The sequence below is a fragment of the Herminiimonas contaminans genome (genome assembly GCF_015645465.1).
GTDB lineage: Bacteria > Pseudomonadota > Gammaproteobacteria > Burkholderiales > Burkholderiaceae_D > Oxalicibacterium > Oxalicibacterium contaminans.
In genome coordinates this window covers 151,651-166,266 of sequence record NZ_JADOEL010000007.1, presented here as the reverse complement: position 1 = coordinate 166,266, position 14,616 = coordinate 151,651, and the positions used below count along the sequence as shown (strand labels likewise).

11 protein-coding genes and 1 pseudogene are annotated in these 14,616 nt (G+C 55.8%); 4 read left to right on the top strand and 8 right to left on the bottom strand.

All coding sequences use genetic code 11. The features are described from left to right. The 3 genes and pseudogenes from IXC47_RS10935 to IXC47_RS10925 form a co-directional block, all read left to right on the top strand. Positions 1 to 545, top strand: a pseudogene (locus IXC47_RS10935) (hypothetical protein); the annotation flags it as partial. Beyond that, on the top strand, positions 514 to 1,407 hold the full coding sequence (locus tag IXC47_RS10930) for a FecR family protein (protein WP_195875661.1): 894 nt from the start codon (positions 514 to 516) through the stop codon (positions 1,405 to 1,407). The pseudogene IXC47_RS10935 and the gene IXC47_RS10930, both read left to right, overlap by 32 nt. Positions 1,408 to 1,500: 93 nt before the next feature. After that, entirely contained in the window at positions 1,501 to 1,656 is a 156-nt protein-coding gene (locus tag IXC47_RS10925) for a hypothetical protein (RefSeq protein WP_195875660.1), read from the top strand. Positions 1,657 to 1,725: 69 nt separating this feature from the next. Here the strand turns inward: IXC47_RS10925 and IXC47_RS10920 are convergent, their stop codons facing one another. The 8 genes from IXC47_RS10920 to IXC47_RS10885 all read right to left on the bottom strand — a co-directional run bounded on the left by IXC47_RS10920 (position 1,726) and on the right by IXC47_RS10885 (position 11,000). Next, on the bottom strand, positions 1,726 to 2,751 hold the full coding sequence (locus IXC47_RS10920; RefSeq protein ID WP_175624399.1) for a diguanylate cyclase: 1,026 nt from the start codon (positions 2,749 to 2,751) through the stop codon (positions 1,726 to 1,728). A gap of 17 nt (positions 2,752 to 2,768) precedes the next feature. After that, the gene (cheB, locus tag IXC47_RS10915; RefSeq protein ID WP_195875659.1) at positions 2,769 to 3,779 is read right to left on the bottom strand and encodes a chemotaxis response regulator protein-glutamate methylesterase; all 1,011 of its coding nucleotides are present in this window, start codon (positions 3,777 to 3,779) and stop codon (positions 2,769 to 2,771) included. A gap of 2 nt (positions 3,780 to 3,781) precedes the next feature. Beyond that, positions 3,782 to 6,049 (bottom strand): hybrid sensor histidine kinase/response regulator, encoded by a 2,268-nt coding sequence (locus IXC47_RS10910; RefSeq protein ID WP_195875658.1) that lies wholly within the window; start codon positions 6,047 to 6,049, stop codon positions 3,782 to 3,784. Further along, positions 6,046 to 6,720 (bottom strand): chemotaxis protein CheW, encoded by a 675-nt coding sequence (locus IXC47_RS10905; RefSeq protein ID WP_230089502.1) that lies wholly within the window; start codon positions 6,718 to 6,720, stop codon positions 6,046 to 6,048. Before IXC47_RS10905 ends, IXC47_RS10910 begins: the two co-directional genes overlap by 4 nt. Beyond that, positions 6,713 to 7,993 (bottom strand): CheR family methyltransferase, encoded by a 1,281-nt coding sequence (locus IXC47_RS10900; protein WP_195875657.1) that lies wholly within the window; start codon positions 7,991 to 7,993, stop codon positions 6,713 to 6,715. The genes IXC47_RS10905 and IXC47_RS10900 overlap by 8 nt, the downstream gene beginning before the upstream one ends. Next, on the bottom strand, positions 7,990 to 8,358 hold the full coding sequence (locus IXC47_RS10895) for a chemotaxis protein CheW (RefSeq protein ID WP_326838397.1): 369 nt from the start codon (positions 8,356 to 8,358) through the stop codon (positions 7,990 to 7,992). The genes IXC47_RS10900 and IXC47_RS10895 overlap by 4 nt, the downstream gene beginning before the upstream one ends. Positions 8,359 to 8,486: 128 nt before the next feature. Next, on the bottom strand, positions 8,487 to 10,115 hold the full coding sequence (locus tag IXC47_RS10890) for a methyl-accepting chemotaxis protein (RefSeq protein ID WP_195875656.1): 1,629 nt from the start codon (positions 10,113 to 10,115) through the stop codon (positions 8,487 to 8,489). A 324-nt stretch (positions 10,116 to 10,439) separates the two neighbouring features. Beyond that, positions 10,440 to 11,000 (bottom strand): hypothetical protein, encoded by a 561-nt coding sequence (locus IXC47_RS10885; RefSeq protein ID WP_195875655.1) that lies wholly within the window; start codon positions 10,998 to 11,000, stop codon positions 10,440 to 10,442. Positions 11,001 to 11,412: 412 nt separating this feature from the next. Between IXC47_RS10885 and IXC47_RS10880 the strand changes: the two genes are divergently transcribed. Beyond that, on the top strand, positions 11,413 to 14,616 hold the full coding sequence (locus IXC47_RS10880) for an efflux RND transporter permease subunit (protein WP_195875654.1): 3,204 nt from the start codon (positions 11,413 to 11,415) through the stop codon (positions 14,614 to 14,616).

Sequence of the window (14,616 nt, the reverse complement as noted above, 5' to 3'; positions counted from 1 at the left end):
TCGTCGGAAAAAAGTTTGAGGGCTTTCGGTTTCTTGGGCTTTTTTACTGTGCTCATCGATGTAGTCATGGTGTTTCCCTTTCGGTATCATCTCATGACCTTCGGCACACAAAAAATCTGACAGGCTCCAACGGCGGGCTGGTTCGCTCCAATAACGGAGGTACGGTGACCATTCGAGATTCGAGTACGAATCCACCTTCACCTCCTCCTTCCGCTGACATCTGTACCATCGCTCCCAACTCGGCCTTGTGCCAGGTGCTATCACCACCGACCGCCAGTGAACCAGTCAAGCCTATACAGCAGGCAAGCAATGAAATCATCAAGACGATTAATTCATCTACACCTAAGACTGATTTCGATCAGCTAGCTTTCCTCGATACTAAAAAACAAGGCGATAGTTCATCTGGCGGTTCGGGACCATCTGCAAGTAGCTCGACGCCAGATGAAAAAAAATCCGATGACAAGAAAGCCGACACCAAAGAAGTCGCATCCAATGACAAGAGTGGAACTAAAAATGAACCGACCAAAAAAATGTACTGTAATTAAGTCAGCCCTGTTGCTGGCCGTCTTGTGTACAGCAACAGTGGTTCAGGCGGCAGAAGTCGGCAAGGTCACGTTGTTGAGTGGATCCTTGCTGGCAAAGAAAGCAAACGGCAGCATGCGCGTGCTGGGTGCGAAGTCATCGGTAGAAGCGGGTGATACTTTATCCACCCAGGGTAAGGGTTATGCACAAGTCAGATTCAGCGACGGCAGCACGCTCATCTTGCAGCCGGATACCACGCTGACCATTGATAAGTTCTCGTACGACGCGGCCAAGCCTGTGGCAGATAGTGTTGCCTTCACGCTGGTACAAGGTGGCGTACGTTCCAATGCGGGTTTGCTCGGCAAGCGCAGCAAGGACAGCGTGCAGATGGTGACGCCAAGTGCCAGTATCAACATGCAAGCCGCGAATGTGATCGTGCAGTATGTCAAGCCGACAGCGGAAGCAGTCGCGGCTGCGCGCCACGCATATTTGTTGGCGAGCACCGCAGCACTTGATGTATCCATGCAAGCGACACGTAGCGACATGCCAGCACCTGCAGTTATCCAGCCTTTGCTGCTGGCGCAACTCAATATACCTTTGCCCACAGGAGTGACGCCGACCGCTACTGGTTCAACGCCACCGTTGCCGCCGGGTTTGTATGTGCAGGTAATTGATGGTTTGATTGCCGTGACAAATACGGGAGGGGCGCAGAATTTTTCGGCCGGACAGTTCGGCTTTACACCGAATCCGAGACAGGCGCCAGTGCTTGTGCCGAAAAACCCGGGCTTGCAAGTTACGCTACCACCGGCGTTTAGCGCGCCTCCTCCCGTATCAGGAACAAGTAACGCTCCTAAATCCAATGCGGTCGATTGCGAGGTGCGTTAGGTTTGATGATGCAGCGGGAATGTTTATTGAGTTGTGATGTCGTATGAGTCCAGCATGCCAAATCCCGGCAGGCAAATCTGATACGGTGATGCAATGAAACAATTACTGCGCAAATTGATTTTGCTTTTGCTAATGCCTGTTACGCTGGCATTGGCCGGATGCGGTGCTTATGCCCGCACACCCAATAGTAGTTCCAGTGTTGAAGCCTACGGTGTCATCGATGTCGGCGTGCAACACGGCAGTCCGTAAATGAAGAGCAAAGTAAAAAGGCTTCCAGATGGAAGCCTTTTTTGTTTCATCCGTTAGCAAGACGCAGACTTATGCGTCTTCCCACACCACCCGATGTTTGCCCTGCTCCTTGGCGCGATACAGGCGTTTGTCCGCCTGCTCAATCAAGTCACTAGGTGCGTCATCCGATTGCGGCGTCATGGTGGCGACGCCTATGCTGACGGTGAGCCATGCTCCCGATGCAGCATGTGCATGCGGGATTTGCAGGGTTTCCACTGCGGCGCAGACTTTCTTGCCCGAGATGACGGCGCCATTGATGCCGGTCGCTGGCAGGATGATGGCGAATTCTTCGCCGCCGAAGCGTGCACTCAGATCGGCTGGACGCATGGCGCTGGCTTCCAGCGATTTAGCGACTTGCTTCAATACCTGGTCACCGGCGACGTGGCCATAGGTGTCGTTGTACAACTTGAAGTTGTCGACGTCGATCAGCAGGATGGAGAGCTCTTGCTGCTCACGCCGTGCGCGCTTCCATTCTGCACTGAGGTAGTCATCGAAGTAACGACGGTTGGCAATGCCGGTCAGGCCGTCGGTGTTGGTCAGGCGCTGCAGTTCGAAGTTACTTTTTTGCAGTTGCTGCTGGCTTTCGCGCAAGGCACGATAAGCCGCATCACGTTGCAACAAATTGTTGTACGAGCGTGAGTGATAACGGATGCGTGCGATCAGTTCTATCGTATCTGGTAGCTTCACCATGTAGTCGTTGACGCCTGTCGCGAAAGCATCGCGTTTGACTTCAGCATCTTCGCGGGTCGACAGCACGATGATAGGAATGTCGCAAGTCGTTGCGTTCTGGCGGTACTGGCGTACCAGCGTCAGGCCGTCCACACCAGGCATCACCAGATCCTGCAGGATGACGGTGGGTTTGGTTTTTTCTGCGACGCGTAAAGCTTCATCTGCACGAGCGCAGTAGTGGAAGTCGATGTTCGGATCATTCAGCAAGGCGCGCCGTATTGCTTCGCCGACCATGGGCTGGTCATCTACCAGCAAAACCATGATTTTGTATTCTTCAGCCGGTAGATGGATTCCGAGTTCGCTGTCGCTCAGTGCGGAAGATTCCATATTTTTTACCCCTAGATTCAATTAAACAGATGGACTAATTTTTGTGCAATGCAGGATACGGGCAGTATGTCTGTCGCTGCATTCAGTGCAGCGGCAGCTTTCGGCATCCCGTATACAGAACTGCTTTCCTGATCCTGCACGATGGTGTGATATTTATGATCGTGCATCGCCTTCAGGCCGAGCGCGCCATCGCGTCCCATGCCGGTCAGCAGTACTCCCACGGCCTTCCCTTGCCATTGCTGCACCACGCTGTGAAACAACACATCGATAGACGGGTGATAAATATCCGTCGGTGACTCTGCGACATAACCAAGGCTGTCGCGATTTTTGATTTGCAGGTGCTGGTTGGTACCAGCAATGAAGACGGTGCCACTCAGCGGCTGATCGCCTTCTTTCGCCACGCGCACACGCAAGGCGGTTTGTTGTTGCAGCCAGTCCGCCATGCCATCGACAAAGGCTGGATTGATGTGCTGCACGATAACGACTGCGGCCGGAAAGTCGGCAGGCAGGCCGCGCAAGAGTTCGGCCAGGGCTGCCGGGCCGCCGGCAGAAGCACCGATCACGACCAGTTTGTTGGACAGATCTGGTGCACGGATGGCCACCGGCTTCTTTGCAGGAGCCGGTGCTTCCACCTTCTTGCTCATGCGTGCGACTTTTTCTATCTTCGCAATTAATGCGGCCGCGCCCTGCTGGAAGTTACCACCGGTCATGACTGGCGTGGTGACCACATCCAGCGCGCCGTAACCGAGTGCTTCATACACCTTGACGGCATTCGCGCTGATATCAGCTGTCACCAGCAGTATCGGGCAAGGTGTTTTTTGCATGATGCGACGCGTTGCTTCGGCGCCGTCCGCATTCGGCATGATGATGTCCATCAGAACCACATCGGGTAATTGCCATGCGCACATCTCTGCTGCCTGTACACCGTCCTGAGCGACCCAGATGAGTTGATGTGCGGGGTGCTCTGCCAGCGCCCTGCGCAATATCTCAACCACCATGGGGACGTCATTGACGATGCCGATTTTCACGCTCAGGCCGCTCCTATCAGGTCGGTGACAGCCTGCAGCAGGCTCTCGTCGTGGAAACTGCTCTTGGTGAAGTAGTAATCAGCCCCGGCATCAAGGCCGCGTTGCCTGTCTTCTTCCCTGTCCTTGTATGACACGATCATCACCGGCAGTGCTTGCAGGTTAGGCGCTTGTCGTATCAATGACACCAGCTCTATGCCATCCATGCGCGGCATGTCGATATCAGTGATGACGAGGTCGAAGTGTTCGGTGCGGACCGCGTTCCAGCCATCCATGCCATCGACCGCGACGACAACCTGGTAACCACAATTGCTCAACAGCTTGCGTTCCAGTTCACGCACGGTCAGCGAGTCGTCGACCACCAGTACTTTTTTGCGTTTGACGTCGTTCAGATTCTTGTTGCCATGCTGGACCACATCCAGCTTGCCGGCGGCGGTCAGCTTTTCTACCGAGCGCACCATGTCGGCCACGTCGAGTATCAATACCGGATCACCATCTTCCATCAGCGCACCGGCCAGTACATCCGGTATCTTGCCGAGACGGCTATCGAGAGGTTGTACCACCAGCATACGTTCACCGAGGAAGGCATCGACTGCCAGGCCGTAAGTGTGTTCGTGGTCACCGATGACAACGACCGAGACCAGGTCATCCTTGGCGCGCAGTTCACCCTTTTGCAAAATCTGATGCGCGCTGACCAGGCCGATCTGACGACCATCGAAAGTGAAGTGCTGCTGTCCTTCCAGCATGGCGAGCTGATCGCGGCGTAGTTCCAGCGTGCGATTTACGTATGCCAGCGGGAATGCATAAGGTTCATCGTTGATGGTCACCAGCAGGCTGCGGATGACGGATAGTGTCAACGGCAGTTGCAGCTGGAAGCGGGTTCCTTGCTGCACGGTGCTGGAGATACGTATGGTGCCGCGCACCTGCTTAAGCATATTGCTGACGACATCAAGGCCGACGCCTCGACCGGAGATATCGGTGACGGTATCGCGCAGGCTGAAGCTGGGCAGCAACAGGAATTCCAGCAATTCGGCTTCGCTCAACTGCGCGACCGTGTCGGCATTCGATAGCTTGCGCTGGATGATGGTCGCGCGCAATTGATCGAGATCGATACCGGCGCCATCATCGCTCACGTTTACCAGCAACATACCCGCACTATGACGTGCTTCCAGCGTGATCGTGCCTTGCTCCGGTTTGCCTGCAGCTTTGCGCAGTTGCGGACTTTCTATGCCGTGGTCGATGGCATTGCGCAGCAGATGGCCGATAGGCGCTTCCAGTTTTTCCAGGATGTCGCGGTCTATCTGTGTTGCGTTACCTATGATGTCCAGCCGTACTGATTTGCCCAGCGCATGGCCAACGTCGCGCACCATACGCGCATAACCCTGCGTACCATCGGCAAACGGGCGCATGCGGCAGGCCAGTGCTTCGTCGTATAAACGTTGCGATAAATTCACCGAGCGGCGGTCAAATGTTTCCAGTTCACCCAGCTGGTCGGCGACCATGTGCTGGCACTGCATCATCAGCGTGCGCACTTCGGATAGCGCGGCTTGCGTTGCTTCATCCGCAGTTTGTGCGGATAACTGTTGATGCAGCAGATCGAGTGCCTGGCCTGCTTCACGCTGTGTACGTTTGAGGCGCAGGATGGAGGCAGTGAATGGTTTGAGGCGACGTGATTCAACCAGTGATTCACCGCTCAGGCTGAGCAGGCGATCAAGATTCTTTGCGTTGACGCGCACCGAACGTATGCTGCTTTCGCGGCTATCCGACAGCGCTGTACCATTACCTGTTGGTCGTGTGTCGGTTTCAGGGATAACAGCTTCAATTACTTCTGCGGCCTGCTCTGCCATGCTGCCACCATCATCCGGCTCTGCGATTGCGGTAGTCAGTTTGGCGATGAACGCCGTGATCTCGGGTTTGCCCGCGTGGTCGCCCCAGGTTTCATCATTGTTTGGTGGATTGGCGATGCGCGTCAGCAGATCGACGCCTTTGAGCAAGACATCGATTTGCTTGCGATGCAGCAGCAATTCGCCACGCTGCGCCAGCACGAAGCAATCTTCCATCACGTGCGCGACATCAACGCCTGCGGCGAGGCCGATGATGCGCGCCGCGCCTTTGAGCGAATGTGCAGCGCGCATGCAGGCTTCGAGCTGATCGGCCGAGCGCGGATTTTGTTCGAGTTCCAGCAAGCCTATGCTGAGGACATGCGTCTGGCTTTCCGCTTCCTGGCGGAACAGCTCCAGCATGGACATTTGGCTCAGGTCGGGCGAGCTCATGTCAGGCTCCGGTTCAGCGCGTAAAACAAGAGATTGCAATCAAGCAGGCCTATCTTCTTGTCCTTGCTGACGATCATCGCTTGCGTGTAGGTCGTGTGTGATTGCGCCACGGTCGATGGCACCGTTTGCAATTCGGCCTGGGTGTAGCGTTGCACGCCCAGTACTTCGTCTACCGGGAAGACCAGTGTTTGTCCCTGGTGTCCGACTACCAGCAGGCGCTGGATGTCAGCTGCTTCGCCACGTTCCGCGCCCAGCATTTGCGTCAGCGAGACGCACAACAGCAGCGAGCCGCGTATATTGCTTAAGCCCAGGATCGCGCGATTGGTTTGATGCGGTAGTGTGTGGATAGTGCGTTGCTCGGCGACTTCGATGATGGCGTCAGTCGGCAAGGCCAGCCATTCAACACCGGCGCGGAAGATCAATGCAGATACAGCAGTTTCGCTGCGAGCCAGGCTTTGTGCACCTTGGCCCCAGTCGCTGATTAAATCTTCTGCCGTCATGGGACGGTCGAGCAGAGCCGAAGCACCCGCCGCATAGGTCGGGCAATTCAGGCAGCGGAAGTAGTCTTGCAGTTTCGGGCAAGTGCTGTCGCCGCGTACACCGATGCGATTCCAGCAATCATCGATTTTTATGCTCATGGCCGCATTACCTGTTTGCAGTTGTTCATGCATGCGGCTGCTCCTGTGTACCTGCTACGCGTTGTGCACGTTGTTGCATCAGGCGGGCACCGGCAGCATCACCCTGTGCGGCCAGCAGTGCCGCCAGATGCGTCAATGCTTCATAGTGATTCGGTTGCAGGTAGATCGCCTTGCGATAGTGCTGCATGGCGTCGTTGGTATCTTGTCTGGCGTCGCTGATCAATCCCATCAGGTAGTGAGCGGCGCCATTCGGGCCGTTCTGCTGCATGTATTCCTTGCACAGTCGTGCGGCTTCTATCAGTTCACCCTGGTTCGCGCATTGCATGGCGCGTGCGAGTATGGCGTCGCTGGAAGGAGTTTCCACAGATGGACTGGCCTGGGGTGCAGCAGGTGCCAGCGGCGGCACATTCGCAAACGGTTTGCGGATGGGCGGTACCGGTGGCAGCGCCTGCATCTTGATCGATGGAGGTACATCGATTTTTTTAAGCTTGTGAATAGCGGCGGCAGGTAAAGGCGTGCTGCGCTTTTTAAAAGCGAATGCGAGTGGTATTCCGGCTGAGACCAGATTAGGTCGCAGCATCACGCCTGCTTCTGCCGGTCCGACGAAGATGGTGCCTTGCGTATGCAGGAGTCGGTCCAGTACTTCCACCGCCTGTTGTTGCATCTCGCGATCGAAGTAGATCAGGACATTGCGACACAGCACAAAGTCATACGCTTTTTCATTGATGAGGAAGTCAGGCGCGAACATATTGCCGTGCCGGAAGTGCACGCGCAGGCGCACTTCTTCCGATAAGGTCGATACTTCCTTCTCAGTACTGAAGTGACGGTCGCGATAGTCGAGCAATTTGCCGCGGAAGGAATTGCGTCCATATACGCCACGTTCCGCAGTCGCGAGCGAACGGTGACAGATGTCGATCGCATCAATATGGAAGTTGGCTGGCGGGATGCCTGCGTCGAGCAGAGCCATTGCTACCGAATACGGTTCTTCGCCGGTAGAGCACGGCAGGCTGAGCACGCGTACGCAACGCTCCGGCTGTTCGGCGATCTGCGCACGCGCCATGCGTGCCAGCGATAGTATGGCTTCGCGATCACGGAAGAACCAGGTTTCCGGCACGATCACCAGTTCGATTAATTCCTGTAGTTCCGCCGGTGCTGATTGCAAGGCCAGCAGATAGGCGTCCTGATTCAGTCCCAGCGTCGCCATGCGTTCACTGACCGCGCGCTCTATCAGCCCCATGCCGACGGAGGCGACGTCCAGCCCCATGCTGTGCCGGAGCAGACTGGCGATGCGGTTGAGCGTGCTCATGCGCTGGCCGCTTCCGGAAAGAGTAAGGTTTGCACCGATGCATCGAGCAAGTCCTGCACATTGATGCGTTGGATCAAACCGTCATCACGGCGCAAGACCGGCCCCAGGTACGCAGCATCTTCGTTAGATAGTCCCGAGTGGCTGAAGTCAGCCGGATCGCAGCGCAGGGTGTCGGTGGCTTTTTCCACCACCAGTCCGAGCAATTGTGTCGCCTGTCCTGCCGGTGTGTAGTGCACCAGCACCAGTCGGGTGCTGAGGCGCGCTGCCGCTGGCTGACCGGTTGCCAACAAACTGATGTCGAGGACCGGAACGTGTTGACCGTTGTAATTGAACAAGCCCTGCACCCATGCCGGCGTGCCTGGCACTTTCTTGAACTGCGCGGCGGCAACACGAGCGCGACTTGCGCCGCTTCCAGCGCATAGCGATCACGCCCGATCTGAAAGAGCAGGAAGAGCATTTTTTGTCCGTTACCGGAGGTCATATCAATCTTCCGTCAGGCCGAAACCTTGAAGCGCGACACGCCGTTACGCAAACCGTTGGAGACCAGATGCAATTCATCGATGGCCTGGCTGGATTGCTGCAAGGACTCGACGGTTTGCTGGGCGGCTTCGCTCAGCTGTACCAATGCCTGATTGATTTGTTCGGCGCTGTTGGCTTGTGCCTGCATGCCTTCGTTGACGACCTGGAAGCGTGGCGCCAGTGCCTGCACCTGCGCAATGATTTGCGAGAGCTGGCTACCGACTTGCTGTACTTCCTGCATGCCGCGACGTACCTGGTCGGAGAATTTATCCATACCCATCACACCCGCTGCAACCGCAGACTGGATTTCCTTGACCATCAGTTCGATGTCATAGGTAGCGACCGCAGTTTGATCGGCCAGACGACGGATTTCGGTGGCGACTACCGAGAAGCCACGGCCATATTCACCGGCCTTTTCTGCTTCGATCGCGGCGTTCAGCGAGAGCAGATTGGTTTGATCGGCGACCTTGGTAATGGTGGTAACGACTTGATTGATGTTGCCTGCTTTTTCATTCAGGATCGCCAGCTTGCCGCTGACCGAACCAGCAGCATCCATCACCGCCTGCATCGTGTCTTCCATCCGGGTCAGGCCGGTCTGGCCACTGCCCGCCAGTGTTGCTGCCTGTTCCGATACCAGCGACACTTCATTCATGGTGCGTACCAGGTCGCGCGAGGTGGCAAAAATTTCGCGGGAAGTCGCGCCGATTTCCGTCGTGGTAGCTGCGGTTTCCGCTGCGGTTGCCTGCTGCTGTTTGGAAGTGGCGGCAATTTCGGTAACCGAAGTTGACACTTGTCCGGATGATTTTTGCGCTTGTCCGACCAGGATGGTGAGCTCGTCGGTCATGCGGTTGAAACCGGAGGCCAGGTGTTCGAATTCATCCTTGCGTTCCAGATGCAGGCGTTGCGAGAAATCGCCGGAGCGCATGACGTCGAGTATGCCGATCAGTTTTTGCATAGGCACGGTAATCGCACGCAGCAGGAAGTAACCCCAGATGATCGCCGCCAGCAGTGCGACGACGAGTGCCGCAATCATATTGATCTTGGCTTGATGCACCGAGTCTATGATGTGCTGCGCCGATTGATCAGCGATGATTTTGTTGTTCTCTGTGATTTTCTGGATCAACGCATGCGCGTCTTTCCATGCCGGGCGCAATTGCTCGATGAATAATTTGTGTACCAGCGGCGAGGAACGGCTCAGGTCCTGACGCAGGATTTCCTGCTGGACCTGCTGATACTTTGCGCGTGCCTGTTTGAATTCTTCGAATTGCGCTTTGTCATCGGCAGCGAAGATCGATTTTTCGTACTCCGCCTGCAAGCTGTTGATGTGGTCGCTGTTGACTTGCAGCTTGGCCAGATCGTTCTTGCGGTTCGCTTCACTATCAGCGATTTCCGCGATCTGCTGCGTCAGCATATAGTTTTCAAACCAGTAGGCATTGATCATCGCGCTGGCATGCAAACCAGGTGTCGAGTCTTCCTGCAGGCTGCTGGCTGCGTCATCGATTTTTGCCAGTCGTACCCAGGCTACCGCCGCCATCAGGGCCATCACCAGCAGAATGAGCGCAAAGCTTCCGAGGATCCGTTGTTTGATTGTCCAATTTTTCATGTGGGCAGACTTTCTGGCGTTTGGTTTTTATAAGGTGAGCAGGTAGGAGCGCGGCTTTGTTTTAATGTGTCTTGCCTCTGGGCATTATGGCGGAATAGGTAGTCGAATGCCATATTTAAGTGCGCCGCAAGCGTTAACAAAAGTGAGTAAATACTGGGGTAATTCCGGGGGCAAATCAACTTGCGCGCGGATACGGCACAACACTTTTGGTAAAACGGCTGGATGCCGGTGCAGCGGATGTGCACCAGAGGGGGCGGACTATGGGAAGTTCTGGCGGCCAGGCCGCCAGTCAGAGCTGATTATCTGGGTGTGCCAGATCCGGCTTCAGACCGGATTAGCGATCCACCAATAGCCTATGCCGCTGCCACTGCGCAAAACATAACGGACGTTATTGATGAAGCGTTGCGGGAATTTGCCTGCATCCTGGCTGCTGCCGACTTCCTGCAACATGCTCTGCACCAGTTCGGCGGACTTGCTCTGGCTCAGGCGCGGATTGACTGCGGCCGCGACGACTTCAGAAATCGCCAGGACATTGCTGCGGTTTTCAGCCGCGGCGCTATTTTCCGCGACCAGAGCGGTGACGCTGGTGATGTGACCGCTGTCCTTGGAAATTGCGGCCGTCAACGAGATCCCACTCGGGAAGGTTTGCTGGAAGTAGTCATGCACGGGGCCGTGCTGTACTTCGACCTTGTTGATTTTGAACGACTGGCCGTAAGCGCGGGATGCCGCATTGAAGGCACTGGCGAACTGTTCTGTCGTCAGTTCGAATTCAGCTTCCCGGTTCAGGCTGCTATGGCGCTCCGGCGCATCGCTGCTCCGGGTTTCGACTGCTTTGCCGCAGGCGACTAAACATAACGCCAGCAAGGCGCACGTTATCGTCTTCATGTCTCCTCCGTGGCCCTCGCTACGCGCTGGCCCTGTCTGTCTGGTGTGTCTTTATATTTTTTGTGCGGCCTCAAAAGCTCCGCGTTTTCGCCAGATTACACCAATCAGGCATGTTATTTGCGGGTTTTGTGCGGTTTTCAGCGCCTTTTTGCAGGCAAGTTACGGAAAAATGTATGGACGGAAATATTTTGCGCGATAGGCGTAGAATCGCTGTCCTCGCACTGTTTACAACCTAAAACAGTACCAAACTGACAAATTTGTCAGTTTCTGGTCAGCAAGCAGACATGGACAGCGCGGTATATTGGCGGCCTAGTGGCGCTTTATGTCCAAGGCTCTCGCAGTATGCTGTAGCAGGATTGTCATACTGAGATGCAGCTCCAGCGGTATCCCAAACAAGAACGGAAATTATTCGATGTGGATTGTCAGAATCGCTTTGCGGCGGCCGTATACCTTCCTCGTGATGGCGCTGCTGATTTTTCTTGCCACGCCTGTCGCGCTGACGCGCATGGCCACCGACATTCTTCCGGAAATCGATATTCCGGTCATCAGCATTATCTATAACTACAACGGTTTGTCCGCCCAGGAGATGGGGCAGCGGGTGACGGCTGTTAATGAGCGGGTGTTGACGACGACCGTCAACGACATCGAGCACATAGAATCGCAAACGGTGGCCGGGGTGGCTGTCATCAAGGTCTTTTTCCAGCCTGGTGCGAGTATCCAGACCGCGATTGCCCAGGTGACTTCGGTTTCGCAAGCCATCCTGCGCCAGATGCCGCCCGGCATGACGCCGCCGCTCATCATCAAGTATTCTGCGTCCAGCATTCCAGTCATACAGCTGGGCTTATCCAGCCCGACCATGTCGGAACAGGGTTTGTTCGATATCGCCCTCAACTCGGTACGTACCAAGCTGGTGACCATCCCCGGCGTCGCAATTCCCTATCCTTACGGTGGTAAGAGCCGTGTCGTTTCAGTCGACCTGGATGCGCAGGCCTTGCAGTCCAAAGGTTTGTCGCCGACCGATGTTGTCAATGCGGTCAATGCGCAAAACCTGATCCTGCCGGGTGGTACGGCCAAATTTGGCGGCACCGAATTCACCGTCAATATCAATGGTTCACCGCGCGTACTGGATGAGCTGAATGACTTGCCGGTGCGCACCGTGAATGGCGCTATTACGTATCTCGGCGAAGTGGCACATGTGCGCGACGGCTTCACGCCGCAAACCAATATCGCCAGACAGGATGGCCAGCGCGGCGTGCTCTTGTCGCTACTGAAAAATGGCGGTGCCTCGACCCTGGAGATTGTCGATTCAGTGCGTGCTTCGCTGGCGGAAATCATCCCGACCCTGCCGGATGACGTGAAGGTTACTGCCTTGTTCGACCAGTCGGTTTTCGTCAAGGCGGCAATCAGCGGCGTGATGCATGAAGCACTGATCGCAGCCTGCCTGACCGCGACCATGATCCTGCTTTTCCTTGGCAACTGGCGCACCACCTGCATTATCGCGATTTCGATTCCATTGTCGGTGTTGTCTTCGATACTGGCGCTGCATGCGCTGGGCGAGACTATTAACATCATGACCTTGGGCGGACTGGCGCTGGCGATTGGTATCCTGGTCGATGACGCGACCGTCACCATAGAAAACATAGAACGCTATCTGCATCTGGGACATGACCTGGAAACGGCGATCCTGGAAGGTGCAGGTGAGATTGCAATTCCGACCCTGGTTGCGACCTTGTGTATTTGTATCGTCTTCGTCCCTATGTTCTTCCTGACTGGTGTCGCACGTTATCTGTTCGTGCCGCTGGCCGAGGCAGTGATGTTTGCGATGATCGCGTCCTACATCCTGTCGCGTACGCTGGTGCCGACGCTGGTGATGCTGTTCATGCGTAAATCGCACGGTGCTGGCCAGCCTGCGGTGCAGGACAAACCGAATTTGTTGCAACGTGTATACCTGAGTTTCGATGCGCGTTTCGAGCGTATGCGTCGCGGCTACATCCTGGTTCTGAGTGCACTGCTGCCGCGTCGCCGCTTTTATGCCGCGGTTTTCCTTGGTTTCACGGTGTTGTCCAGCGGCCTGTATTTCACATTGGGACAAGACTTCTTCCCTAGTGTCGATGCTGGTCTGGCGCGTCTGCATTTCCGCGCACCGACCGGCACCCGCATCGAGGAAACCGCCCGCCTGGCAGATGAGATAGAAGCGGTAATACGCGAAACCATCCCGGCCAATGAACTGGAAACCGTGCTGGACAACCTGGGCTTGCCGTATAGCGGTATCAATCTGTCGTATAGCAACGCCGGCACCATAGGTACCTTCGACGGTGAAATCCAGATCGCGCTGAAGAAAGGCCATGCACCGACCAATGACTATGTGAAGCAATTGCGGGCCGAATTGCCCAAGCGTTTCCCGGGCATAGAGTTTTACTTCCAGCCTGCCGATGTGGTGACGCAAATCCTGAACTTTGGTTTGCCTGCCGCCATCGACGTGCAGTTCGCCGGGAACAACATCAAGGAAAACTATCGCCTGGCTGCGCAGTTGCAGAATGCGGTGAAGCAAATCCCGGGTGCAGTCGATGTCTACATCCGTCAGCGTATCGACCAGCCGGCGATGCAATTGACGATGGATCGTAGTCGTTTGCAGCAAATGGGTTTGAGTGCTTCGAATGTGGCGCAGAATTTGTTGATCCCACTGTCCGGCAGTTCGCAGACGGCACCGGCGTTCTGGCTGAATCCTGCCAATGGCATTGCCTACAACATCACGGTGCAGACGCCGCAGTACAAGATAGACAGCCTGGATGCGCTGATGCAAATCCCGGTTGGCACCGGCAATGCGAATACGCCTACCCAATTGCTGAGCAATCTAGTGGACGTCAAAACCAGTCGTGAACAATCAGTCGTATCGCGCTACAACATCACACCGGTGATCGATTTGTACGTCAGCGTTAGCGGACGTGACCTCGGTTCGGTAGCGCGTGAAGTGGAAAAAGCGATAGAACCGATACGTGCGCAATTGCCTAAGGGATCGAAGATCAATATGCGTGGCCAGGTCGAAACCATGCAGTCGTCCTTTGTCGGCCTCGGCATAGGCTTGTTGATGGCGATCGTGCTGGTCTACCTACTGATCGTGGTCAACTTCCAGTCGTGGATAGATCCACTGATCATTATCACCGCCCTGCCTGCTGCGCTGGCCGGGATCGCATGGATGCTGTTCCTGACCGGTACCACGCTCAGTGTGCCGGCGTTGACAGGTGCCATCATGACGGTCGGTGTGGCGACGGCAAATAGTATTCTGATGGTGTCGTTTGCGCGGCAACGCTTGCTGGCTGGCGAGCCGCCATTGTCAGCGGCGCTGGAAGCGGGTGCCACGCGTCTGCGTCCGGTGCTGATGACGGCGCTGGCGATGATCATCGGTATGTTGCCTATGGCTTTGGGCTTTGGCGAGGGCGGCGAGCAAAATGCACCGCTAGGCCGCGCCACCATCGGCGGTCTCTTGTTTGCGACTGCTTCCACCCTATTTTTTGTGCCGCTGGTATTTGCCGGTGTCCATCAATTCCTGGCGCAGCGCGCAGCCAAAAAAGGTTTGCCGCCGCCCCATACTGCAGTACTCGAAGGAAATAGCTGA